Genomic DNA, 21,999 nt, shown 5'->3' with positions numbered 1-21,999 from the left:
GCCGCTCAGCCGCCCCGGCGCGAATTGAGGGCCGCCACAATCTGTGGGCCGGTCGCCTCGATCCACTTCTTGATGCGGACCGCGTCGGCCGTACGCGAGTAGCGCCCGTCGGAATCCATCAGCACGATCAGCAGCGGCTGCTTCAGCACCCAAGCCTGCATCACCAGGCAGCGGCCGGCCTCGCGGATGTAGCCCGTCTTGGACACACCGATTTCCCAATCGGGGCTGCGCACCAACGAATTGGTGTTGCCGAAACGTTGCATGCGCGAACCGATCTGCACGTAGCGCTCGGCAGTCGTCGTCGCTTCGCGGATCAGCGGATAGGATGCGGCGGCCGCGACCATGCGCGCGAGGTCGCGCGGGCTCGAAACGTTCGCCGGGTTCAGCCCCGTCGGGTCGCTGAAATGGGTATCGGTCAGCCCGATCATGCGGGCCTTCACATTCATCGCCTCGACAAAGGCCGGCTCACCGCCCGGATAGTGGCGTGCGAGCGAGGACGCAGCGCGGTTCTCGGAGGACATCAGCGCCAGGCGCAGCATTTCGTCGCGCGTCAGCCGAACGCCGGGAGCCAGTCGCGAACTGGAGCCCTTCAGCGTATCCACGTCGGCTTCCGATACGGAAAGTTCGTCGACCAGCGGCTGACCGCCGTCGAGCACGACCATCGCAGTCATCAGCTTGGTGATCGACGCGATCGGCACCACCATTTCGCTCTTGTGCTCGAGGATCACATGGCCGGTCGACTGGTTGGTCACGAAGAACGCGGCCGAACGCAGTTGCGGGCGTCCCGCGGCGTCGACGTGCATCGACACTCCGGCGGGATCCGGCAGAGCCACCGGGGCGCGTGCGAACGAAACCTTGCGTGCGGCTGGGGCCGCGGCGGCCTTCCTGGGCGCGCGCTGCCGCACGGTCTTTTTCGCCGGGGTTTTCGCCGGGGTCTTGGCGTGCTTGCCGCTCTTTGCCACCGGCTTCGAAGCCTTGGTGGTGGTCGTGGCGGTTGCACTGGCGGCTGCATCGGCAGACGAGACCAGCCCTGCTTGCGCCAGTGCAAGGCTTAGCAGGGCAAGGGCGAACGTACGAAATTTCATGGGCGAACCTGAACGGAAGGGGACTGAAGAAAATACGGCGGATGCGTAATTATATTCTTAATCAAATTAGGCAGATATCAAGCCTTTTTGAAGTGAATTCAAAATAAATCCTTTCACAGTTTCCCACCAACGCACAAAGCTGTGCTTGAGATGACGCAACGAGACAAAAAATAACGCTCAGATCCGCAGAAAAGCGGCGACTTCCTCCCGTCGCGCCATTGTGTCCGAGTAGCCGAGATCCATCAGCGCGCGAGTGAACGGCGGCTCGAAAAGCAGATAGGACAGCAAGGTCGAACCGTCGCGCCGCATCGCCCCGATGCCGCGCAGGACGGTGCGCAAGCCCAGCGGCAGGCTATCGCGATGCCGGCCCGCAATCGCATCGAGACGCTGCGACGGCAGGATCACGAGGGTTTCGATCGGATGCAGGCGGATGCCAGCGGCCTCGCGCTGTTCGGGATCCAAGGCGCTGACGGTGGTGTTGATGCGCTGCAGGCGCTCGAGGTCGACGGCCAATCCATCGAGGAAGATGCTCGACAGCGCATGGCCCGCGATCTGCGCGAGCGACGGGTAACCGTCGGTGCGCTGCCGCCCTTCCTCGGCAAGGCGCCCTGAGCCGACGACCAGGATGCGGTCGGCGCCGAGATGGATGGCCGGGCTCACGGGCGCGAGCTGCCGCATCGAGCCGTCGCCGAACCATTCGCGATTGATGCGCACCGCCGGGAAGACGAACGGGATTGCGCTGGTGGCAAGCAGGTGATCGACATTGAGCTTCGTCGCCACCCCCAACCGCTGCGTCCGCCGCCACGGCTCCGCTTCGGGCGCAGCCTCGAAGAACGCGAGGCTCTCGCCCGACGAATAGCCGCAGGCCGCGACACTGACCGCGTGCAGGTGCCCGTCCTCAATCGATTTCTGAATGCGCGAAAAATCCAGCACCCGCGTCAGCAGTTGGCGCAGCGGCGCATTGTCGAGCAGGGATCGCGGTGTCTGCCGCACCGCCCAGCCGAACATCAGCGCCGAGCCCCAGCGCGCGCCGGTTGAGAAGAGCGCGCGAGCATCGGACCGGTAGACCTGATCGACGTGGAAGTCGCGCCAGATATGCACCAGCCGGCGCACACCGAGCCCGAAGTCGGCCGCATCGACGGCCAGTGCGGCGGCATTGATGCCGCCCGCGGAAGTGCCGCACAGGATGGGGAAAGGATTGCCGGGACGACGCCCGCGAATCTCGCGGATCGCGGAGAGCACACCGACCTGGTAGGCCGCTCGCGCGCCCCCGCCAGTCAGCACCAGAGCCGCCTTGCCGTCCGCCATGACGCCCCCGCCCCCTTAGTGCACGTCGTGCGCGAATATCATGCCACGCCGCCCTACTCCCGGAAAAGAGGTAGGGCGGCGTGCTCCCGGCAAAGTACCGGAGCGCGTGCGGACGCCGCTCAGGGCTGGGTCTTGGCCGCCTCGACGGCAGCCAGCGCGGTCATGTTGACGATACGGCGCACCGTCGCGGACGGCGTCAGGATGTGCACCGGACGCGCCGCGCCGAGCAGGATCGGGCCGATCGTCATGCCTTCGCCGGCCGCCGTCTTCAACAGATTGAAGGCGATGTTGGCCGCGTCCAGCGTCGGAAAGATCAGCAGGTTCGCCGCTTCGCGCATGCGCGCATTCGGGAAGATGCGCAGGCGCAACTCCGCGTCGAGCGCCGCGTCGCCGTGCATCTCGCCCTCCACCTCGAGGCCGGGGTGGTTCTCGTGCAGCATGCGCAGCGCCGTGCGCATCTTGACCGCGGTCGGCGAATCCGAACTGCCAAAGGACGAATGCGATAGCAGCGCGACCTTGGGCGTGATGCCGAAACGCGCCATCTCCTCCGCGGCGAGCAGCGTCATCTCGACGATCTGTTCCGGCGTCGGGTCGTTGTTGACGTAGGTGTCGGCGAGGAAGAGCGTGCGTTCCGGCAGGTTCACCACGTTGAGCGCATAGCAGTGCTGCACGCCCTCGCGACGCCCGATCACGGTCTCGATGAACTCCAGGTGCAGGCTATGCATGCCGTAGGTGCCGCAGATCAGGCCGTCGCCGTAGCCGTGCTTGAGCAGCAGCGCGCCGATCAGCGTCGTGCGGCGGCGCACTTCCTTCTTTGCGTACTCGACCGACACGCCCTTGCGCTCCATCAGGCCGTGGTAGTAGGTCCACAGCTCCTTGAAGCGCGGATCCGAATCCGGATTCACCAACTCGAAATCCTGGTCCGCGCGGATGCGCAGGCCGAAGCGCTCGATGTTGGCTGTAACGACGTCCGGACGGCCGATCAGCACCGGCCGCGCAAGCCCTTCATCAACCACCGTCTGCACCGCACGAAGCACGCGCTCAGATTCGCCTTCGGCAAAGATGATGCGCTGCTTGGTGGCACGCGCGGCGGCGAAGACCGGCTTCATGATCAGACCGGAGTGCCACACGAAGTTGTTGAGCTGGCTGCGGTACGCGTCCCAATCCGCGATCGGTCGTGTCGCGACGCCGGAGGCGACGCCCGCCTCGGCCACCGCCGGCGCGATCTTGACGATCAGGCGCGGATCAAAGGGGCGCGGGATGATGTATTCGGGGCCGAAGGGCGAAGCCTTTTCGCCGTAGGCCGCGACCACGATGTCGCTCTGCTCGGCACGTGCGAGCTCCGCGATCGCCTTCACGGCAGCAAGCTGCATCTCGTCCGTGATCGTCGTCGCGCCGACGTCGAGCGCGCCGCGGAAGATGAACGGGAAGCACAGCACGTTGTTGACCTGGTTCGGATAGTCCGAGCGGCCGGTGGCGATGATCGCGTCGTCGCGCACGCCCTTCACGAGTTCCGGGAGGATTTCCGGCACCGGATTCGCGAGCGCGAGGATCAGCGGCTTCGCGGCCATCTTCGCGACCATCTCGGGCTTGACCACGCCGCCCGCCGACAGGCCGAGGAGCACGTCCGCGCCCTCGATCACTTCGGCCAGCTTGCGCGCGCTGGTCGCCTTCGCATAACGCGCCTTGATCGGGTCCATCAGCGTCGTGCGGCCTTCGTAGACCACCCCTTCGAGGTCCGTGACCCAGATGTTCTCGACCGGCACGCCGAGCTTCTCGAGCAGCCCGAGGCAGGCGAGCGCCGCGGCGCCCGCGCCGGAAGTCACGAGTTTGACCTTCTTGAGGTCCTTGCCCTGCAGATGCAGGCCGTTGAGCAGCGCCGCGCCGACGACGATCGCGGTGCCGTGCTGATCGTCATGGAAGACCGGGATCTTCATCCGCTCGCGCAGCTTCTGTTCGATGTAGAAGCACTCCGGCGCCTTGATGTCTTCGAGGTTGATGCCGCCGAAGGTCGGCTCGAGCGCCGCGATCATGTCGATCAGCTTGTCGGGGTCGTTCTCGGCGATCTCGAGGTCGAACACGTCGATGCCGGCGAACTTCTTGAAGAGCACGCCCTTGCCTTCCATCACGGGCTTGGCCGCGAGCGGACCGATGTTGCCGAGGCCCAGCACCGCGGTGCCGTTGGTGACGACGCCGATCAGGTTGCTGCGCGCGGTGAGCGTGGCCGCTTCCGCCGGATCCTCGACGATGGCATCGCAGGCCGCGGCAACGCCCGGCGAATAGGCCAGCGACAGGTCGCGCTGGTTGGAAAGCACCTTCGTCGGCGTGACCGAAATCTTGCCGGGGCGGGGATTGCGGTGATATTCGAGCGCCGCAGCGCGGATATGTTCGTCCATGTGAAGTCTCTTCTCTTGTTGTAGTCGGATTTCCGGCGCAAGCCGTCCCTCTCCAAGCCGCAATAATGCACCCGCTAGCTTTCAGGAAACAGTCGGTCCTGTGTTGGGTAGCGCACGGCACATAGGGATTTCCCGTCCCCGCGGCGGCCGTGGCATAATATTAGGCTTTCGCCGACTGCGGTTTACCCTAGTAATTTCCGCAATACGGACGCAACAAGAGGTCCAAAGACCCGTCACCCCCGCGGGAAGCGCGGCTGCACGCTCACCTGTCGGGACTTGGTTTCGCTTGTGCTATCTGGAGAGCTTTTAGCCATGAATCAACGCTGTTCCGCCGAGGCCGTCATCGCCTCTGCACCCGCCTATGTCCGCCATGAAGGCCTGAAGAAGTGGGTCGCGGAGATCGCCGCACTGACCGAACCCGAACGGGTTTACTGGTGCGACGGATCGGTCGAGGAATATGACCGCCTGTGCGCCGAAATGGTCGAAGCGGGCATGCTGATCAAGCTCAATCCGGAAAAGCGCAAGAACTCCTACCTCGCATGGTCCGACCCGTCGGACGTCGCGCGCGTCGAAGACCGCACCTTCATCTGCTCGAAGGACAAGGGCGACGCCGGCCCGACGAACAACTGGGAAGAGCCCGCGAAGATGCGCGAGACCCTCAACGGCCTCTTCAAGGGCTGCATGAAGGGCCGCACGCTGTATGTCGTCCCGTTCTCGATGGGCCCGCTCGGTTCGCCGATCGCCCATATCGGCATCGAGATCTCCGACAGCCCCTACGTCGTGACCAACATGCGCACGATGACCCGCATGGGCAAGGCCGTGTTCGACATCCTCGGTACCGACGGCGAGTACGTGCCCTGCGTGCATTCGGTCGGCGCCCCGCTCGGCGTCGGCGAGAAGGACTCGCGCTGGCCGTGCAACCCGGACACCAAGTACATCGTGCATTTCCCCGAGACGCGCGAAATCTGGTCCTACGGTTCCGGCTACGGCGGCAACGCGCTGCTCGGCAAGAAGTGCTTCGCACTGCGCATCGCCTCGACGATGGCGCGTGACGAAGGCTGGCTCGCCGAACACATGCTGATCCTCGGCGTCGAGTCGCCCGAAGGGGAGAAGACCTACGTCGCGGCGGCCTTCCCGTCGGCCTGCGGCAAGACCAACTTTGCGATGCTGATCCCGCCGAAGTCCTTCAACGGCTGGAAGATCTACACGGTCGGCGACGACATCGCCTGGATCAAGCCGGGCAAGGACGGCAAGTTCTACGCGATCAACCCCGAAGCGGGTTTCTTCGGCGTGGCCCCGGGCACGTCGGAAAAGACCAACTACAACGCGATGGCGACGCTGAAGGAAAACATCATCTTCACCAACGTCGCGCTGACCGACGACGGCGACGTGTGGTGGGAAGGCATGAGCAAGGAGGCGCCCGCTCACCTGATCGACTGGCAGGGCAAGGACTGGACGCCCGAGATCGCGAAGGAAACCGGCCGCAAGGCAGCCCACCCGAACTCGCGCTTCACCGCTCCGGCGAACCAGTGCCCGTCGATCGACCCGAACTGGGAAGATCCCGCCGGCGTGCCGATCTCGGCCTTCATCTTCGGCGGCCGCCGCGCGACCACCGTGCCCCTCGCCTACCAGGCCTTCAACTGGAACTTCGGCGTCTACATGGCCGCGACCCTCGGCTCGGAAACGACCGCCGCCGCCTTTGGCGCGCAGGGCGTGGTGCGCCGCGACCCGTTCGCGATGCTGCCCTTCTGCGGCTACCACATGGGCGACTACTTCAACCACTGGCTGAAGATGGGCCACGTGGTCGAGCACACGCCGAAGATCTTCTGCGTGAACTGGTTCCGCATGAACGAGAACGGCGAATTCATGTGGCCGGGCTTCGGCGAAAACATGCGCGTCCTGAAGTGGATCGTCGACCGCGTGCGCGGCCGCATCGGTGCGAAGGAAACCGCGCTGGGCTGGATGCCGAAGTTCGAGGACATCGACTGGACCGGCTCGGACGTGACGAAGGAAGAGTTCGACGCGCTGACCACGGTCGACGCGGACGCGTGGAAGACCGAACTCTCCCTGCACAAGGAATGGTTCGACAAGCTGCAGGATCGCCTGCCGCGCCAGCTCACGCTCAAGCGCGAGATGTTCGAGCTCGCCCTGTCGCTGTAAGCTGAGCCGCGAGCCTGGCCGCCGGCAGACGCCGGCAGCCGGCCGACAAACGCTGCAAAAGCGCCGAATCTTCGGCGCTTTTGCTTTTTCTACCCCCTACAATTTCATCAAGCCCGTTTGCGAGGACTCTCCATGACGCCGCATCTTGCCCGCCGCACCGCCGAAATCCAGCCTTTCCATGTGATGGAACTGCTGCGACGCGCGCGCGAACTCGAAGCGATGGGGCGCGACATCATTCACATGGAAGTCGGCGAACCGGATTTTCCGACGCCGCAGCCGATGATCGATGCGGCGACGCGCTTTCTCGCAACTGGGGATGTCCATTACACCGCGGCTCTGGGGCTGCCGCAGCTGCGCGAGGCCATCGCACGCTTCTACCATGACCGTTTCGGTGCCGATGTCGCACCCGAACGCATCATCGTGACGCCCGGTGCGTCGGGCGCGCTGATGCTGGCATTGGCCGCGACGACCGACCCCGGCGATGAATGGCTGCTCCCCGATCCGGGTTATCCGTCGAACCGCCATATCGTGCGCAGTTTCGAAGGTGTGGCGCGCGCGCTGCCGGTCAATGCCGACACGCGCTTCCAGCCGACCCCCGATCACGTCGCCGCCGCCTGGACCGCACGAACGCGCGGCCTCGTCGTCGCAAGTCCGTCAAACCCGACCGGCACGCTGCTCGACCAGGCCGAGCTCGCGGCATTGCGCACGGCAGTGCAGGCGCGTTCGGGCACGCTGATCGTCGACGAGATCTACCAGGGGCTCACCTACGGCGTGCCGTCGAGCACCGTACTGCAGTCGATGGACGACGTGTTCGTCGTCAACAGCTTCTCGAAGTACTTCGGCATGACGGGCTGGCGCCTCGGCTGGCTGGTCGCGCCGAAAGCCTACGTACGCGAGATCGAGAAGCTCGCGCAGCACTTCTTCATTTCCGCCTCGTCGCCGGCGCAACACGCGGCTCTTGCGGCGTTCGCCCCTTCGACGATCGAGATCCTCGAAGGGCGCCGCCACGAGTTCGCCGAGCGCCGCGACACGCTGCTGCCCGCGCTGCGCGAACAAGGCTTCATCGTCGCAGCGGAGCCGCAGGGCGCGTTCTACATCTACGCCGACATCTCACCCTTCGCCGACGACAGCGAGCGCTTCGCCCAGCGCCTGATCGAGGAAGCCGGCGTCGCGGCCACACCGGGGCTGGATTTCGGCGACAACCAGCCACGGCGCCACCTCCGTATCGCCTATACGACCCGCCAGGAACGGCTGATCGAAGCGGTCGAACGCATCGCCCGCATGCGGGCGTAAGGGCTTAAGGGGCTGAGGACTTCAGGCGCCGGATGCGGGCGCTTGTTGCCGCTCGGCCGCCGTCCGCTCGGCGGCGGTCGTCAAGCGGCGCTTGAGCGCCAAGACCTTGTTGGCGTAGCTTGCATCGGGGTCGTCGAGTGCACCACCGTAGTACTGCAGCGCAGTCTGCATGCTGCCGAATCGCTTCATCCCCTCGACCAGTACCTGGGTGCCGACGCGGATGTTGAGCATCGGATCGAACAGCGCGCCTTCCCCCGCGCCCTTGCCGATCTTGTCGAGATGGAAGCGCGGGATGACCTGCATCAACCCTTGGGCGCCCATGCTGCTCTCCGCGAAGGGGTTGAACTTCGATTCGATCGCCATCACGGCGACGATCAGCAGGGGATCGATGCCGAGCTTGCGGCCGCTTGTCTCGGCTGCGGCAAGCATCGGCTCGAGCGTGTGGGTCGACACCTTGTACTGCCGGGCGACGAAATCCCGAACGCGCGTCATTTCGCCGGTAAGGCGCGCTGCAGCGTGCTGCTGCTTTAAGGGCTCGGCGGCTGGCGCCGCGGGTGTGGCGACGGGTGCAACGGTGGCCGATGTTTCTTCCTCCGCGGCCTGGAGGTCGTCGTAGCTCAAAGGCTCCTGGTGAATGTATTGGGTCGCGACACAGGCCAGCGCAAGAAATGCCGCCAACACCACACCGCCGTGCACGAAATGAACTAAGAACGCGGCCGCGCCATCCAGCAAGCGGCCTGAAGGAGTTGCTTGAGTCATGGTTCCTCCTGCTGCGACGCCAGCCTCGTCGATCTGCGGCGCACAAGGCTCCGCCGGATGGGTATCCGGTGATCGAAGAAACCCGTCTTCAGTGGTTGGTCGAGCACGCGAGCGCAACCTGACAGCGTGCCCTGCGGGGTTGTCGCGACACGTGCTGCCGGTGTCGCTGCAACGGCTCCAGCCTCGGGAAGACCGGTCGCTGCTCCCGCAATCCAATAGTCAAAATTTATTGCTGCATCGCAGCAACGGCTCTACTGTATTGATTCCTTTGAGTTTGGTCAATCCCGCTTGGGAGAACACTGCGTCCTGAGGGCCTCAAACGGGCAACGAATCTTGCCGAAACCGCGCCAGTACAGGAAACAGCGGAATTGTCACAAAAGGTGAAATGGACCTTGAAACGCCGTTCAAAGAGGCCCGCAGTGGAGGCCCGAAACGTCCGCCAAGCGACGCAGACGGGGCCAGTCGAAACAGCGGCCGGGGTCGGTTTTCCGGCCCGGAGCGATGTCCGAATGCCCGGTAACGGCCTCGATCGGGTAGTGCGAACACAGGTCCCGTACGAGGGCGGCGAGGCAATCGTATTGCGCGGGCTCGAAAGGCATCGTGTCGCAGCCTTCGAGCTCGACTCCGATCGAGAAGTCGTTGCAGCGTTCGCGATCGCGCCAGCGCGAGGCGCCGGCGTGCCAGGCACGCTCGTCGGTCGACACGAACTGCATCAGGCTGCCGTCGCGACGGATGAAGAAGTGCGCCGACACGCGCAGATGGCAGATCGTCGCGTAGTACGGATGCGCGGCCGGATCCAGCGAGTTGGTGAAAAGCTGCTGTACGCCGGGGCCGCCGAATTCGTCGGGCGGCAGGCTGATCGCGTGCACGACGATCAGGTTCACGACCGTGCCTTCCGGACGGGCGTCAAAGTTCGGCGAGGGGCAGGACTCGGCCGCATCGAGCCAGCCGTCGCGCAAGACGGTCGTCGCCCCTTCGCCGGCCATCCGGCTGCTCATGCGCGGCGCTTCGCCGTACGTGCCGGCTTCCCGTCGGCGGCCGGCCGACTGCTGCGGCTGCACGGCCTCGCCTTCGACGGCTGGCCGTCACGGCTCGCCTTTCCGACCGTCGTCACGCGCGAGCCGGCGCCGGAACGGTGTGCCGCTGCTTGCGGACCGCCGGCAGCGAGCGGCACGCCGGGCTGGTGGCGCGGTACGAGGCAGTTCGATCCGTTGCCGATCAGGTCGTTGCGCCCCATGTGCTGCAGGGCCTCGCGGATCAGCGGCCAGTTCTCGGGGTCGTGCCAGCGCAGCAGCGCCTTGTGCAGCTTCCTCACCTTGCCGGCGCGTGCGGTCTCGACGATCTCGGAGTCCGCCGACACCTTGCGCAGGGGGTTGCGGCGGCTGTGGTACATCGTCGTCGCCATCGCCATCGGCGTCGGCATGAAGGTCTGCACCTGGTCGGGCTTGAAGCCCTGGCGCTTGAGCCACAGCGCGAGATTGACCATGTCCTCGTCGGTCGTGCCGGGGTGCGCGGCGATGAAGTAAGGCACGAGGTGCTGCTTCTTGCCGGCCTGCGCGGAGTACTTCTCGAACATTTCGGCGAACTTCTCGTAGGTGCCGATGCCCGGCTTCATCATCTTCGAGAGCGGCCCTTCCTCGGTGTGCTCGGGCGCGATCTTCAGCAGGCCGCTGACGTGGTGCGTGACGAGTTCCTTCACATACTCGGGCGAACGCACGGCGAGGTCGTAGCGCAGGCCGGAGCCGATCGTCACACGCTTGACGCCGGGCAGCTCGCGCGCCTTGCGATAGAGCGAGATCAGCGGCGCGTGGTCGGTCTTCAGGTTCTCGCAGATGCCCGGATAGACGCAGGACAGGCGCCGACATGAGGTCTCGATCTTCTTGTCCTTGCAGGCCATGCGGTACATGTTCGCGGTCGGGCCGCCGAGGTCGGTGATATGGCCCTTGAAGTCCGGCGTCTTGTCGCGGATTTCCTCGATCTCGTGGAGGATCGATTCCTCGGAACGGCTCTGGATGATGCGCCCCTCGTGCTCGGTGATCGAGCAGAAGGTGCAGCCGCCGAAGCAGCCGCGCATGATGTTGATCGAGAACTTGATCATATCCCAGGCCGGGATGCGCGCGTCGCCGTAGGACGGATGGGGCTTGCGGGCGTAGGACAGGCCGTAGACGAAGTCCATCTCGGGCGTGGTGAGCGGCAGCGGCGGCGGGTTGAGCCACACGTCGCGGCGCCCCGGGCCTTCGCCGTGCGCCTGCACCAGCGCGCGGGCGTTGCCGGGATTCGATTCGAGGTGGAAGACGCGCGAGGCGTGGGCGTACATCACGGGGTCGGCGACGACCGCCTCGTAGGACGGCATGCGCACGACGGTCTTGCCGCGGGCGGCTTTGCGGGCGGCGACGCGCTCGGCCGCGGGAACGATCCGTACCGGCTGGGCGCCTTCCGCAGCAGGCGCGGCGGCCTTCTCGGCTTCCATTGCGTAGGGGTCGGGATGCGCGTCGATGTGGCCCGGGCGATCGAGCGTGAGCGAATCGATCTCGCTCCATTCGTCGTTCGGCAGCCAGCCAGGCTTCACCATGAAGGCCGTGCCGCGCAGGTCGCGGATCGATTCGATGGGTTCGCCGGCCGCGAGGCGATGCGTGAGATCCACGAGCGCACGCTCGGCGTTGCCGAAGATCAGCAAGTCCGCCTTCGAATCCGGCAGCACCGAGCGGCGGACCTTGTCGGACCAGTAGTCGTAATGCGCGATGCGGCGCAGCGACGCTTCGATGCTGCCGATGACGATGTTGGCGTCCGGGAAGGCTTCACGCGCGCGCTGGGCGTAGACGGTCACCGCGCGGTCGGGTCGCTTGCCCGCTTCGGCGCCCGGCGTATAGGCGTCGTCGGAGCGGATCTTGCGGTCGGAGGTGTAGCGGTTGACCATCGAATCCATGTTGCCGGCCGTGATCCCGAAGAAGAGACGCGGCTTGCCGAGCGCACGGAAGGGCTCGGCGCTCTTCCAGTCCGGCTGGCTGAGGATGCCCACGCGAAAGCCCTGCGCTTCGAGGAGCCGCCCGACGAGCGCCATGCCGAAGCTCGGATGGTCCAGGTAGGCGTCGCCGGTGATGAGCACGACGTCGCACTCGTCCCAGCCGAGCGCCTTCATCTCCGCGCGGGACATCGGCAGGAAGGGGGCGGGGTGGGCCGGCGGACGCGAGGCAGCAAAGATATTGGGGGGGGAATCGGTTTTCATTGTCGCGGGCATTGTACTAAGAGGCCACAGCCGTCGTTCGGTTCAAATCGATGAGGAGCACGTCAGGCGTGCCGCATGCCGACGAGGTCCGCGTCGCGGCGCACCTCGCCGAGGAGCCAGGTACGGAAGGCGGCGATCGGCAAGACATCGGGCACCGAGTCCTGCGTGACGAGGTAATACGCGAAGCGCCGTCGCACTGTGACGTCGAAGGGCACGACGAGCCGGCCCGCCGCGACTTCGGCGGCGACGAGCGGCTTAGACAGCAGCGCGATGCCGAGTCCGTCGAGCGCCGCGGCGATGGCGAGTCCGGAGTCGCCGAAGTGCACGCCCGCGGGGCGAATGTCGGCGACCCCGGCCGCCGCAAGCCATTCCGGCCAGGTCGGCCGCTCGCGCGTGTCCGGCACCGTGTCGTCGTGGATCAGCGTGTGCCGTCTCAGGTCCGACGGCTCGCGTAGCGGCAACTTCGCGCGCAACAGCGCAGGACTGCAGACCGCCGTGTATTCGGGTTCGACGAGAAGCTCGCTGCGGTAGCCGGGGTAGCGGCCGGAACCGAAGCGGATCCACAGCTGCGCCCCTTCGCTGCGCGTGGTCGGCGAGTCGATGCCGAGCCCGCCGGCTTCGACGCCGTCGATCGCCTTGGTCGCGCTTGCCAGATGAAGCTCGACCTGCGGATGCCGCTCGGCAAAGCCCTGCAGCCGCGGCACGAGCCAGCGCGACGCGAAGGACGGCGGCGCCACGACCGACAGCCGGCTCACCGGCCGCATCGCACGCACGGTTTCGACCGACGCGGCGATCGCGCTCATCGCCTCGCGCAGCTTCGGCAGCATTGCTTCGCCTTCGGGCGTGAGTTCCAGCGCCCGCGTCAGGCGGCGGAACAGCGGCACACCAAGATCGCCCTCAAGCCCGCGGATCTGGTGGCTGATCGCGGTCGGCGTGACGGACAGCTCTTCGGCGGCGAGTTTGAAGCTCAGGTGGCGCGCGGCGACCTCGAAGGCACGCAGCGCATTCAGTGGGGGAAGACGACCGGACATATGGATGAGATTTTCTAAGCCATCGCATGATGAACGATCGTTTGTTGCAATGCAACAAAGAAATTACATTGGCGGCCGTACCCACATGACGGGACAACGTCTCAAGGAGCCACACAATGGACACGAATTACGTCTTCTGCCAGGACCGCATCCGCGAAGCCCAGCGCCTGCGCAATGAAGCCCTCGGCCAGATGATCGCAGACGGTTTTCAGGCCGCAAAGCGACTCGCGACCCGCGTCAAACGCGCCGTAGTCGCTCACCTGCTGGGACCGCGCCACCCCCTGCCCCACTAAGCTTTACCGTCGTCGCCGCGCCGGTTTTCTCTCCTCCTCCTTTGCCGGCGTGTTGCGACGACCCCATACAGCAGCACATTCAAGAGCATGACGCCGAGCCCCAGTCCCAGCTGAAGCTCGCGCGTCAGTGCCGCGGGATAGATCAGCGGCAGCAGGTAGTGCTCGACGAAACCTCCCGCGTACCCCGACTCTCCCGCCGCCCGCCTCAGTGCGTTCTCGAGCGGCGTCAGCGGACAGATTCCCCCGACAATTTCGATCGTCGCGCCCCACAGGGCAGCCGGCAGATGCAGCCACGCCACGCGCGGCCAGCGCAGCACCAGCAGTCCGCCCGCGACGACGAACACGATGAATGCAGCGTGGATCAACACGACCACGTCGGCGGCAACGCGTTCGAACATCGGTTTGCCTCCCCAGTCTGCGTTCCTCACGAACGAAATCCCCGCTCCCTCCGCAGCATAGAGCATGGCCACCGCTGCATCGTGGGTGCCCCCAATGGCCGTCGCACAAGATTTTGTCCTAAGCTGCCAGTGAGATGAATCGAGCTCATCCGGGACCTGAAAATCGCTCGCCGCAAGGCTGGGCGGGGCTTGATACCATCGCGCCACCCTATCCCGAACAAGAACCGGAGACCTCCCTCATGACCGAAACGCCCATTCGCGGGCCCCGCGTCGGATTGTTCGCCACCTGCCTGATGAACGTCTTCCGGCCGAACGTCGGCTTTTCCGCGGCGAAGCTGCTCGAAGACGCCGGCTGCATCGTCGAGGTGCCGGCGAACCAGACCTGCTGCGGCCAGCCCGGCTACAACAGCGGCGACTACGACGCGGCCCGCGCGCTCGCGCGCCAGGTGATCGCGACCTTCGAGGACTACGATTACATCGTCGGCCCCTCCGGTTCCTGCATGGCGACGATCCGCCACGACTACCCGGTACTGTTCCAGGACGACCCCGTGTGGCTGCCGCGCGCGCAGGCGCTGTCGGTGAAGAGCTACGAGCTGCTGTCCTTCCTCACCGACGTGCTCGGCGCGACCGAAAGCAAGGCGCGTTACGAAGGTACGATCACCTACCACGACTCCTGTTCGGGCTTGCGCGGCCTCGGCATCAAGGGCCAGCCGCGCACGCTGCTGGGCGAGGTCGAGGGCCTGAAGCTCAAGGAGATGGAAGACAGCGAGGTGTGCTGCGGCTTCGGCGGCACCTTCTGCGTGAAGTACCCGGAAATCTCCGAGAAGATGGTCGAGGACAAGGTCAGGAACATCCTCGCCACCGGTGCCGACACCGTCGTCGGCGGCGATCTCGGCTGCCTGATGAACATCGCCGGGCGCCTGAAGCGCATCCACGCGCCGGTGAAGGTCTTCCATACCGCCGAAGTGCTCGCCGGCCTCGCCGACGGCCCGGGGCTCGCGGGCGCCACGAAGGAGTCCGACTGATGGAGATCCGCTCGAAGGAATTCAAGGACCGCGCGGTCTTCGCGATCCACGACGCGAGCCTGCAGCAGGCGCTCGGCAAGGCGCGCGGCGGCTTCGTCGGCAAGCGCGCGCAGCAGGCAGCGGAGCTGCCGGAGTTCGAGCAGCTGCGCGAGGAAGCGAAGAACACGAAGAACCACATCCTCGACAATCTCGATCACTACCTCGAACGCTACGAGGCGGCGGTGACGAAGGCCGGCGGCCACGTGCATTGGGCGCGCGACGCGGAAGAGGCGCGGAAGATCATCCTCGACATCTGCAAGCGTGTCGATGCGAAGACCGTCACGAAGGGCAAGTCGATGGTGTCCGAGGAGATCGGCCTCAACGAGGCGCTGATCGAGAACGGCATGGAAGTCGTCGAGACCGACCTCGGCGAATACATCATCCAGCTCGCGCACGAGCCGCCGTCGCACATCATCGCGCCGGCCGTGCACAAGACCAAGGACCAGGTCTCGGACCTCTTCGAAGCGGCGCACGGCGGACCGCGCAAGACCGAGGTCGCCGACCTCGTCAATGAAGCGCGCAGGGTGCTGCGTGACAAGTATTTCCGCGCCGACGTCGGCATCACCGGCGGCAACTTCCTCGTCGCCGAGACCGGCTCGTCGATCATCGTCACGAACGAAGGCAACGGCGATCTGACGCAGACGCTCGCGAAGGTGCACATCGTGACCTCCGGCATCGAGCGCGTCGTGCCCACGCTCGACGATGCGACACTCTTCCTGCGGCTGCTCGCCCGCAGCGCGACCGGCCAGGAGACCGAGACCTACACGACGATCTCGACCGGCCCGCGCCGCGCGGACGACCTCGACGGCCCCGAGGAATACCACGTCGTGCTCGTCGACAACGGCCGCTCGAAGATGCTCGCCGGACGCTTCAAGGACATGCTGCGCTGCATCCGCTGCGGTGCGTGCATGAACCACTGCCCGGTGTATGGTGCGGTCGGCGGCCACGCCTACGGCTGGGTCTATCCCGGCCCGATGGGCTCGGTGCTCACCCCCTTGATCAAGGGTCTCGACAACGCCTACGACTTGCCCAATGCGTGCACGCTGAACGGCCGCTGTGCGTCGGTGTGCCCCGTCAAGATCCCGCTCCCGGATCTCCTGCGCGAACTGCGCCACATGCAACACCAGCAGGACATCACGCCGGCGATGCAGAAACGCGCGCTGAAAGTGTGGCGCTATGTTGCAACGCGGCCGAAGCTCTATCACGCGCTCGAACAGGTCGGCGCGCGCTTCCTGTCGGCGATCGCGAAGAATGGCAGCATCCGCCGCCTGCCGCTCGCGAGCGGCTGGACCGACGTGCGCGACCTGCCGGCTCCGGCCGGGCGCACCTTCCTCGAACTGTGGCAAGGCAAGCGAGGCCAGAAATGAACGCACGTGACGCAATCCTGAACTCCGTCCGTACCGCGCTGAAGCGCGGTCCGCTCGACGACGGTCAACGCGCCGAACTCGATGCCCGCGTCCCGCGGCACACCCGTCCCGCGCAAAACGAAGACCTGGTCGCGCGCTTAATGCGCAAATTCGAAAGCCGCGCCGGCACCATCGAACGCGTCGCGACCCGCGCCGACGTCCCTGCCGCCGTCGAAGCCTACCGTGCCGCGAAAGGGCTGCCTGCCCGCGCCGCGGTCGGCGCCGCGTTGAAGGATCTCGCCTGGCCGGCCACCCTCGAAATCCACCACAGTCCCGCCGGCGTCACGGAGACGATGGCCGTGTCGCAGGCCCTCGCGGGCATCGCCGAGCCGGGCAGTCTGATGATGGCCTCCGGCCCGAACAGCCCGATCACGCACAACTTCGTGCCGGACGACCACGTCGTCGTGCTCGATGTTGGCGCGATCGTCGGCCACTTCGAGGAAGCGTGGGCGCTGCTGCGTGCCCGTCCGGAAGGCATGCCGCGCGCGACCAACATCATCTCCGGCCCCTCGCGCACGGCCGACGTCGAGCAGACGATCCAGCTCGGCGCGCACGGTCCGCGGCGCGTACACGTGATCCTCGTCGGGTGAGGCATCGGCGCGGCGCGCGTTGCATGAAGACGCGCGCCGGGCCTGCCACTTGCAGGATTCCCTTACAACTTCATGCCAACAATCCGGTAGAAGTCGCGTTTAATCGGACAGGAGGACAGCAATGCCGAAAGCGGCATGTCCAGCCAGTCAGGAGACTTCACCATGAAATCGAACGCATTCAAACTGCTTGCAGCCATTTTCGCCGGCGGCGCGATGCTCGCCGCTATCCCTGCCCACGCCGACCGTGACGACGATTGGGGCGATCGCGGCCACCACTACGGGCACTACAAGAAGCATTGGGATCGGGACGGCGAACGCGTGGTCATCCGCGAACGCATCATCGAGCGCCGCCCGGTCGTGCGCGAATACCGCTACTACGAGCGCCCGGTCGAGTTCTACGCGCCGGCCCCGGTCTATGCCCCGGCAGTGCCGGTCTACGCGCCGCGCGTCTATCGACGCGACCCGGCGATCACGATCGGCGTCGATATCCCGCCGCTGGTCATCCCGCTGCGCTGAGCGGACAAGCCTTCCTCAACGCACGCTGCGCCGGTGTGACGCGAACGCCCGCGCAGTGGCCATGAACTCCCGGAAATCCGCCTCGAAGCCGGCATAGTCGGCCAACAGTTCCGCACCGCTGCCCGTCAGCGGGTTGGCGCGGGACAGGCGGTGCGCCATGCGATCCAGGGCCATCGCGATGATCTCCGGCGATTCGTAACTCCCCAGCCAGTCGGATTCACGCATCCGCGGCAGGATCGCCGCGAGGCGGGGCGGCAGCAGTTCGCCGTGCTCGGACATCAGGCGGTACATCCGCGCCGTGAACACCTCCAGCGGCTCGGGATGGAAGTCCGACCAGTGGCGCGCGAGGAAATGGTCGTAGAACATGTCGACCATCACGCCGGCGACGCGGCGGCGCTCTGCCGAGACGCGGGCACGGCTGCGCCGGAAAGCCGGCTCGGTCTCCGCGAAAGCGTCGATCTCGCGATGTAGCCGTACGCCCGCGGCGACGTCGTCCGGCAGCCCGGCGGGAAGCGGGCCTTTGACAAAATCGCCGATCAGCCCGCCCAGCTGATCGGCCTGCGCGTCGCCGGCGAGGAGGGCATGCGCGAGGAAATTCATGGCCCAGGCTCCGTCAGGCAAAGACGCCGGCGAGCCAGTCGACGAATTCCTGCACGACGAGCCGTTTGCTCTGCGCCGGGGTCACCACCGCATAGTAGGTGAATGGCGCGGGGGCCGAGACGCCGAACAGCGGCACCAGGCGTCCGGCCTCGATCCAGGATGCGGCCAGGCGGCGCGTGCCGACGGCCGCGCCCAAGCCGGCCGCAGCGACTTCGAGCAACATCCCCAGATCGTTGAACACCGCGCCGCGGTCCGGTTCCGGGTTGTCCAGTCCGGCCGCGGCGAAGCACGGACGCCACGGCAGCAGGGTCGAACGCAGCAACTCGGCGCCGGCGAGGTCCGCCATCCCGCGCGGGGCGTGCGCGGCGATCCACGACGGCGCGGCGAGCGGGATCATCGTGTCGTCGAAGAGCTTGCGCACGACGCGCTCCGGGTAATCGCCGCGCCCCCAGCGCACCTCGACATCCGCCGACTCGGCGGTGACGTCCTGCAGCGGAATCGACAGATGCGCTTCGAGCTCGACTTCGGGATGAGTCCGCAGGTATTCCGGCAGCCGCGCCATCAGCAATTGCCGGGCGAAGGTCGGCGGCAGCGATACGCGGAGCCGTTCGCGCTCGGGCTGCAGCACCGCGCCCGCCTGCGCGAGCTTGTCGAAGGCCTCGCGCACGCTGTCGAGATAGAGGCGCCCCGCCGTCGTCAGGCGCACGCCGCCCGCCGCCCGCTCGAACAGCGGCGTCGAGAGCAACGCTTCCAACTGGCGGATGCGATGGCTCACGGCGCTCGGTGTCACGCACAACTCCTCGGCCGCCTGCGCGAAGCCGCCGAGGCGGGCCGCCGCCTCGAACGCCGCGAGCGCGTGCATCGGCGGCACGCGACGCAAGGGCGCGGTCAAGCCGTCCCCTCCGGACGCGCGAGCGCCGCGACCTCGCGGTGACGGCCGCAACCAACCATGTGATCGTTCGTCATCCCCGCCGCCTGCATCAGTGCGTAACAGATCGTGCTGCCGACGAATTTGAAGCCGCGCGCCTTCAGCGCCTTGCTCATCGCGTCCGACTGCGACGTCGTCGCCGGCACCTCGGCGAGCGAGGCGAAAGCGTTCTGCACCGGTTCGCCATCGACGAAGCTCCACAGCCACTCGACCGGATCGGTGCCGCCGTCGCGCAGATCGAGCCATGCCCGCGCGTTGATGATGGCAGCGTCGATCTTCGCGCGGTTGCGGATGATGCCGGCGTCGGCCAGGAGCGCCGCCTTCTTCGCGTCGTCGTAGCGGGCGATGCGCTCCGCGTCGAAGCCGTCGAACACGGCGCGATAGCGCTCGCGCTTTCTCAGCACGGTGATCCACGACAATCCCGCCTGCGCGCCTTCCAGGATCAGGAATTCGAAGAGCGTACGCGCATCCCGGGTCGGCACGCCCCACTCGGTGTCGTGGTAGTGGATGTACAGGGGATCGCTTCCGGCCCACGCGCAACGCTGGTTCATGTTTGCTCCAGAACGGCCGCACGCGTGCGACCGACGATTCGATTCGCGAAGTGTAGCTGCAGCGCGATCTCGCCGCCCTATAGGCATGCCCCGACGCAGCCCCCTTGCGGGCGGGTTTCGAGCCGAGGCGTCCGCCCCGCGCCAACGAGGCACGAAACTCGCCCGCAAGGGGGCGGATTCATCAGCACGGACCCACATTCGTTCACGCGAACAACGCCGCCACCGCCGCCGGATTCGACGGGAAGTAGAAATGCACGTAGGACGCGGTGAGGCGGCCCTGGCGGTAGATCGCCTCGCCTTCGCGCCCGTCCGGCGTCGCCGCGCGCACGAGGGGCACGAGCGGCGTGTCGCTCTTCGAATAGTGGAAGGTGTGTCCCTGCAGCCGCCCTTCCGGCAGTTCCGCGACCTGCATGCCGAGCGCCGCGAGCCGCTGCTGCATCACCGAGCGGCCCGGTAATAGTCCCGCGAAGGTATGGCACTGGCCGGCCTTGTCGACGACTTCCTCGAAGAGACTCATCATCCCGCCGCACTCCGCGAGCAGCGGGCGCCCTTCGGCGGCGTGGGCGCGCAGGTCGCGATAGAAGGCGGGATTCGCCGCGAGCGTCGCACCGTGCAGTTCCGGATAGCCTCCCGGCAGCCAGGCGGCGTCGCACTCGGGCAGCGTTTCGCCGGCGAGCGGCGAGAAGAAGCTCAGCTCGGCGCCGAGGGCGCGCAGCGTGTCGAGGTTCGCCGGATAGATGAAGCCGTAGGCCGCGTCGCGCGCGATGGCGATCCGGCGCCCGGCGAGGAGCGGCGGGACGTCCGGCGCGGACGCCGCGGGGAAGGCAACCGCTTCGGGCAGGTCGGCGGCGCCGGTCGCCGCGATGGCATCGGCGAAGCGATCGAGGCGCGCCTTGAGGTCCACGATTTCGGCAGCCTGCAGCAGTCCGAGGTGACGCTCGGGCAATCCCGCCTGCACGTCCCGCGCGAGCGCGCCGTACCAGCGCATACCTTCCGGCAGGGCCGCCCGCAGCATGTCGGCGTGGCGCGCGCTGCCAACGTGGTTCGCGAGCACGCCGGAGAACGGCAGACCGGACTGGTAGTGCGCCAAACCATGGGCGATCGCGCCGAAGGTCTGCGCCATTGCGCGCGCGTCGATGACCGCCATCACCGGCAGACCGAAGCGGCGTGCGATGTCGGCGCCCGAGGGCTGGCCGTCGTAGAGGCCCATCACGCCTTCGACGAGAATCAGGTCGGCGTCCCGGGCCGCGTCGTAAAGGCGCCACGCCGCGTCGGCCTCGCCGCACATGCCGAGATCGAGGTTATAGACCGGCGCGCCGCTCGCGACGGCGTGGATCTGCGGATCGAGGAAGTCCGGGCCGCACTTGAAGACGCACACGCGGCGCCCCTGGCGGGCGTGCAGGCGCGCGAGCGCGGCGGTGACGGTGGTCTTGCCCTGACCCGAGGCCGGGGCGGCGACAAAGAGCGCGGCGCAGCGGGCTACGTCACCTTGCCGGCTCATTGGGCCTCCTCGCCGCCGTGCACGGCCGTGCAGCCGACATGCGGCGCGTGGGGCGCCTCTGCGGGCTGCGGCGAGAACCATTCGAGGCGCGGATAGAGGCTGACGACGTCGCCGACGATGGTCAGCGCGGGTGGACGGATACCGGATTCGGCGACGACGTCGGCGAGGGTCGCGAGCGTGCCGACTGCAACCCGCTGCGCCTGGGTCGTGCCGCGCTCGACGACCCCGGCCGGGGTTTCGGCGGGCAGGCCGTGCGCGACGAGTTGTTCGCAGATTTCGCTGAGGCGCGATATACCCATGTAGATCACGAGAGTCTGGCCGCGGCGCGCGAGCATCGGCCAGTCGAGGTCGAGGGCGCCGTCCTTGAGGAAACCGGTCGTGAAGACGACCGAGCGCGCGTGGTCGCGGTGGGTCAGCGGAATGCCGGCGTAGGCGGCGATGCCGGCCGCTGCCGTGACGCCCGGTACGACTTCGACGGTGATGCCGGCTTCGACCAGCACTTCCATCTCTTCTCCGCCGCGGCCAAAGATGAAGGGGTCGCCGCCCTTGAGGCGCACGACGCGCTTACCGGCTTGGGCGAGGCGCACGAGGAGCAGGTTGATCTCTTCCTGCGGCAGGGTGTGGTCGGAGGCTTTCTTGCCGACGTAGTGGCGTTCGGCGGAGGGCGGTGCCATGTCGACGATCGCGGGGCTGACGAGGTTGTCGTAGACGACTGCATCGGCGCCGGCGATCAGGCGCGCACCGCGCAGCGTCAGGAGCTCGGGGTCGCCGGGGCCAGCGCCGACGAGGTAGACGTGGCCTGCAGCAGGGCCGGGACGGGGGTTCGGGATTTCGGGGAGGGACATGGCTCTTCCGTATTCTGTTCGCTATTCGCTATAAACCCGCCCCCTGCGG

Annotated in this window: 20 protein-coding genes; 7 read left to right on the top strand and 13 right to left on the bottom strand. The window is 66.7% G+C overall.

Annotated elements, in window-relative coordinates:
- Nucleotides 1-5: 5 nt before the first annotated feature.
- From AZKH_RS03135 to AZKH_RS03125, 3 genes are all read right to left on the bottom strand, one after another.
- A complete protein-coding gene (locus tag AZKH_RS03135) occupies nt 6-1,085 on the bottom strand; it encodes a serine hydrolase (protein WP_015434289.1) in 1,080 nt (359 codons plus the stop codon).
- Between the two features lie 177 nt (nt 1,086-1,262).
- Nucleotides 1,263-2,393, bottom strand: coding sequence for a patatin-like phospholipase family protein (locus AZKH_RS03130; RefSeq protein ID WP_015434288.1), 1,131 nt, complete (start codon nt 2,391-2,393; stop codon nt 1,263-1,265).
- A gap of 119 nt (nt 2,394-2,512) precedes the next feature.
- Nucleotides 2,513-4,789: an NADP-dependent malic enzyme gene (locus AZKH_RS03125; RefSeq protein WP_015434287.1), complete on the bottom strand. Its 2,277-nt coding sequence runs from the start codon at nt 4,787-4,789 to the stop codon at nt 2,513-2,515.
- 312 nt (nt 4,790-5,101) lie between these two features.
- Here AZKH_RS03125 and AZKH_RS03120 point away from each other — a divergent pair, with 312 nt between their 5' ends.
- Entirely contained in the window at nt 5,102-6,949 is a 1,848-nt protein-coding gene (locus tag AZKH_RS03120; RefSeq protein WP_015434286.1) for a phosphoenolpyruvate carboxykinase (GTP), read from the top strand.
- 132 nt (nt 6,950-7,081) lie between these two features.
- Complete coding sequence (locus AZKH_RS03115; RefSeq protein WP_015434285.1) at nt 7,082-8,242, top strand: pyridoxal phosphate-dependent aminotransferase; 1,161 nt, start codon at nt 7,082-7,084, stop codon at nt 8,240-8,242.
- A gap of 21 nt (nt 8,243-8,263) precedes the next feature.
- Here AZKH_RS03115 and AZKH_RS03110 read toward each other — a convergent pair whose 3' ends face one another.
- The 4 genes from AZKH_RS03110 to gcvA form a co-directional block, all read right to left on the bottom strand.
- On the bottom strand, nt 8,264-9,001 hold the full coding sequence (locus tag AZKH_RS03110) for a transglycosylase SLT domain-containing protein (protein ID WP_015434284.1): 738 nt from the start codon (nt 8,999-9,001) through the stop codon (nt 8,264-8,266).
- Between the two features lie 404 nt (nt 9,002-9,405).
- Nucleotides 9,406-9,999, bottom strand: a complete 594-nt coding sequence (gene ampD, locus AZKH_RS03105) for a 1,6-anhydro-N-acetylmuramyl-L-alanine amidase AmpD (RefSeq protein ID WP_231874459.1) — start codon at nt 9,997-9,999, stop codon at nt 9,406-9,408.
- Nucleotides 9,996-12,155: a YgiQ family radical SAM protein gene (locus AZKH_RS03100; protein WP_041656767.1), complete on the bottom strand. Its 2,160-nt coding sequence runs from the start codon at nt 12,153-12,155 to the stop codon at nt 9,996-9,998. Before AZKH_RS03100 ends, ampD begins: the two co-directional genes overlap by 4 nt.
- 134 nt (nt 12,156-12,289) lie before the next feature.
- Nucleotides 12,290-13,258 (bottom strand): transcriptional regulator GcvA, encoded by a 969-nt coding sequence (gene gcvA, locus AZKH_RS03095; RefSeq protein ID WP_015434281.1) that lies wholly within the window; start codon nt 13,256-13,258, stop codon nt 12,290-12,292.
- Nucleotides 13,259-13,374: 116 nt separating this feature from the next.
- Here gcvA and AZKH_RS27435 point away from each other — a divergent pair, with 116 nt between their 5' ends.
- On the top strand, nt 13,375-13,551 hold the full coding sequence (locus AZKH_RS27435; protein ID WP_015434280.1) for a hypothetical protein: 177 nt from the start codon (nt 13,375-13,377) through the stop codon (nt 13,549-13,551).
- Here AZKH_RS27435 and AZKH_RS03090 read toward each other — a convergent pair.
- Nucleotides 13,548-13,949, bottom strand: a complete 402-nt coding sequence (locus AZKH_RS03090; protein WP_041655852.1) for a DUF2784 domain-containing protein — start codon at nt 13,947-13,949, stop codon at nt 13,548-13,550. The genes AZKH_RS27435 and AZKH_RS03090 overlap by 4 nt on opposite strands.
- 239 nt (nt 13,950-14,188) lie before the next feature.
- On the opposite strand from AZKH_RS03090, the gene AZKH_RS03085 reads away from it, so the two are divergent.
- From AZKH_RS03085 to AZKH_RS03070, 4 genes are all read left to right on the top strand, one after another.
- Nucleotides 14,189-14,974 carry a (Fe-S)-binding protein gene (locus tag AZKH_RS03085; protein WP_015434278.1) on the top strand — a complete coding sequence of 262 codons (786 nt, stop codon included), beginning with the start codon at nt 14,189-14,191 and terminating at the stop codon, nt 14,972-14,974.
- Entirely contained in the window at nt 14,974-16,380 is a 1,407-nt protein-coding gene (locus AZKH_RS03080; protein WP_015434277.1) for a LutB/LldF family L-lactate oxidation iron-sulfur protein, read from the top strand. The genes AZKH_RS03085 and AZKH_RS03080 overlap by 1 nt, the downstream gene beginning before the upstream one ends.
- Nucleotides 16,377-17,009: an LUD domain-containing protein gene (locus AZKH_RS03075; RefSeq protein ID WP_015434276.1), complete on the top strand. Its 633-nt coding sequence runs from the start codon at nt 16,377-16,379 to the stop codon at nt 17,007-17,009. Before AZKH_RS03080 ends, AZKH_RS03075 begins: the two co-directional genes overlap by 4 nt.
- 162 nt (nt 17,010-17,171) lie before the next feature.
- Nucleotides 17,172-17,525 carry a hypothetical protein gene (locus AZKH_RS03070; protein WP_015434275.1) on the top strand — a complete coding sequence of 118 codons (354 nt, stop codon included), beginning with the start codon at nt 17,172-17,174 and terminating at the stop codon, nt 17,523-17,525.
- A gap of 15 nt (nt 17,526-17,540) precedes the next feature.
- Here the strand turns inward: AZKH_RS03070 and AZKH_RS03065 are convergent, their stop codons facing one another.
- From AZKH_RS03065 to cobA, 5 genes are all read right to left on the bottom strand, one after another.
- The gene (locus tag AZKH_RS03065; protein WP_015434274.1) at nt 17,541-18,125 is read right to left on the bottom strand and encodes an ACP phosphodiesterase; all 585 of its coding nucleotides are present in this window, start codon (nt 18,123-18,125) and stop codon (nt 17,541-17,543) included.
- A 13-nt stretch (nt 18,126-18,138) separates the two neighbouring features.
- Nucleotides 18,139-19,017: a LysR substrate-binding domain-containing protein gene (locus AZKH_RS03060; protein ID WP_041655850.1), complete on the bottom strand. Its 879-nt coding sequence runs from the start codon at nt 19,015-19,017 to the stop codon at nt 18,139-18,141.
- Nucleotides 19,014-19,604: a DNA-3-methyladenine glycosylase I gene (locus AZKH_RS03055; RefSeq protein WP_015434272.1), complete on the bottom strand. Its 591-nt coding sequence runs from the start codon at nt 19,602-19,604 to the stop codon at nt 19,014-19,016. Before AZKH_RS03055 ends, AZKH_RS03060 begins: the two co-directional genes overlap by 4 nt.
- Nucleotides 19,605-19,806: 202 nt before the next feature.
- Nucleotides 19,807-21,105, bottom strand: coding sequence for a cobyrinate a,c-diamide synthase (locus tag AZKH_RS03050; RefSeq protein ID WP_015434271.1), 1,299 nt, complete (start codon nt 21,103-21,105; stop codon nt 19,807-19,809).
- Nucleotides 21,102-21,950 carry a uroporphyrinogen-III C-methyltransferase gene (gene cobA, locus AZKH_RS03045; RefSeq protein ID WP_015434270.1) on the bottom strand — a complete coding sequence of 283 codons (849 nt, stop codon included), beginning with the start codon at nt 21,948-21,950 and terminating at the stop codon, nt 21,102-21,104. Before cobA ends, AZKH_RS03050 begins: the two co-directional genes overlap by 4 nt.
- Nucleotides 21,951-21,999 lie beyond the last annotated feature (49 nt).

Source organism: Azoarcus sp. KH32C (genome assembly GCF_000349945.1).
In the GTDB taxonomy this organism is placed as follows: domain Bacteria; phylum Pseudomonadota; class Gammaproteobacteria; order Burkholderiales; family Rhodocyclaceae; genus Aromatoleum.
The sequence above is the reverse complement of the archived record's forward strand: the minus strand, read 5'-3'. Positions and strand labels throughout refer to the sequence as shown.

Excerpts from the sequence above, each read along its gene's own strand:
- AZKH_RS03110 (WP_015434284.1), bottom strand. The coding sequence starts at position 9,001 with ATGACTCAAGCAACTCCTTCAGGCCGCTTGCTGGATGGCGCGGCCGCG.
- AZKH_RS03120 (WP_015434286.1), top strand. The coding sequence starts at position 5,102 with ATGAATCAACGCTGTTCCGCCGAGGCCGTCATCGCCTCTGCACCCGCC.
- AZKH_RS03075 (WP_015434276.1), top strand. The coding sequence starts at position 16,377 with ATGAACGCACGTGACGCAATCCTGAACTCCGTCCGTACCGCGCTGAAG.
- AZKH_RS03080 (WP_015434277.1), top strand. The coding sequence starts at position 14,974 with ATGGAGATCCGCTCGAAGGAATTCAAGGACCGCGCGGTCTTCGCGATC.
- AZKH_RS03055 (WP_015434272.1), bottom strand. The coding sequence starts at position 19,604 with ATGAACCAGCGTTGCGCGTGGGCCGGAAGCGATCCCCTGTACATCCAC.
- AZKH_RS03125 (WP_015434287.1), bottom strand. The coding sequence starts at position 4,789 with ATGGACGAACATATCCGCGCTGCGGCGCTCGAATATCACCGCAATCCC.
- AZKH_RS03090 (WP_041655852.1), bottom strand. The coding sequence starts at position 13,949 with ATGTTCGAACGCGTTGCCGCCGACGTGGTCGTGTTGATCCACGCTGCA.
- gcvA (WP_015434281.1), bottom strand. The coding sequence starts at position 13,258 with ATGTCCGGTCGTCTTCCCCCACTGAATGCGCTGCGTGCCTTCGAGGTC.
- AZKH_RS03065 (WP_015434274.1), bottom strand. The coding sequence starts at position 18,125 with ATGAATTTCCTCGCGCATGCCCTCCTCGCCGGCGACGCGCAGGCCGAT.
- AZKH_RS03115 (WP_015434285.1), top strand. The coding sequence starts at position 7,082 with ATGACGCCGCATCTTGCCCGCCGCACCGCCGAAATCCAGCCTTTCCAT.
- ampD (WP_231874459.1), bottom strand. The coding sequence starts at position 9,999 with ATGAGCAGCCGGATGGCCGGCGAAGGGGCGACGACCGTCTTGCGCGAC.
- cobA (WP_015434270.1), bottom strand. The coding sequence starts at position 21,950 with ATGTCCCTCCCCGAAATCCCGAACCCCCGTCCCGGCCCTGCTGCAGGC.
- AZKH_RS03085 (WP_015434278.1), top strand. The coding sequence starts at position 14,189 with ATGACCGAAACGCCCATTCGCGGGCCCCGCGTCGGATTGTTCGCCACC.
- AZKH_RS27435 (WP_015434280.1), top strand. The coding sequence starts at position 13,375 with ATGGACACGAATTACGTCTTCTGCCAGGACCGCATCCGCGAAGCCCAG.
- AZKH_RS03135 (WP_015434289.1), bottom strand. The coding sequence starts at position 1,085 with ATGAAATTTCGTACGTTCGCCCTTGCCCTGCTAAGCCTTGCACTGGCG.
- AZKH_RS03050 (WP_015434271.1), bottom strand. The coding sequence starts at position 21,105 with ATGAGCCGGCAAGGTGACGTAGCCCGCTGCGCCGCGCTCTTTGTCGCC.
- AZKH_RS03130 (WP_015434288.1), bottom strand. The coding sequence starts at position 2,393 with ATGGCGGACGGCAAGGCGGCTCTGGTGCTGACTGGCGGGGGCGCGCGA.
- AZKH_RS03070 (WP_015434275.1), top strand. The coding sequence starts at position 17,172 with ATGAAATCGAACGCATTCAAACTGCTTGCAGCCATTTTCGCCGGCGGC.
- AZKH_RS03100 (WP_041656767.1), bottom strand. The coding sequence starts at position 12,155 with ATGTCCCGCGCGGAGATGAAGGCGCTCGGCTGGGACGAGTGCGACGTC.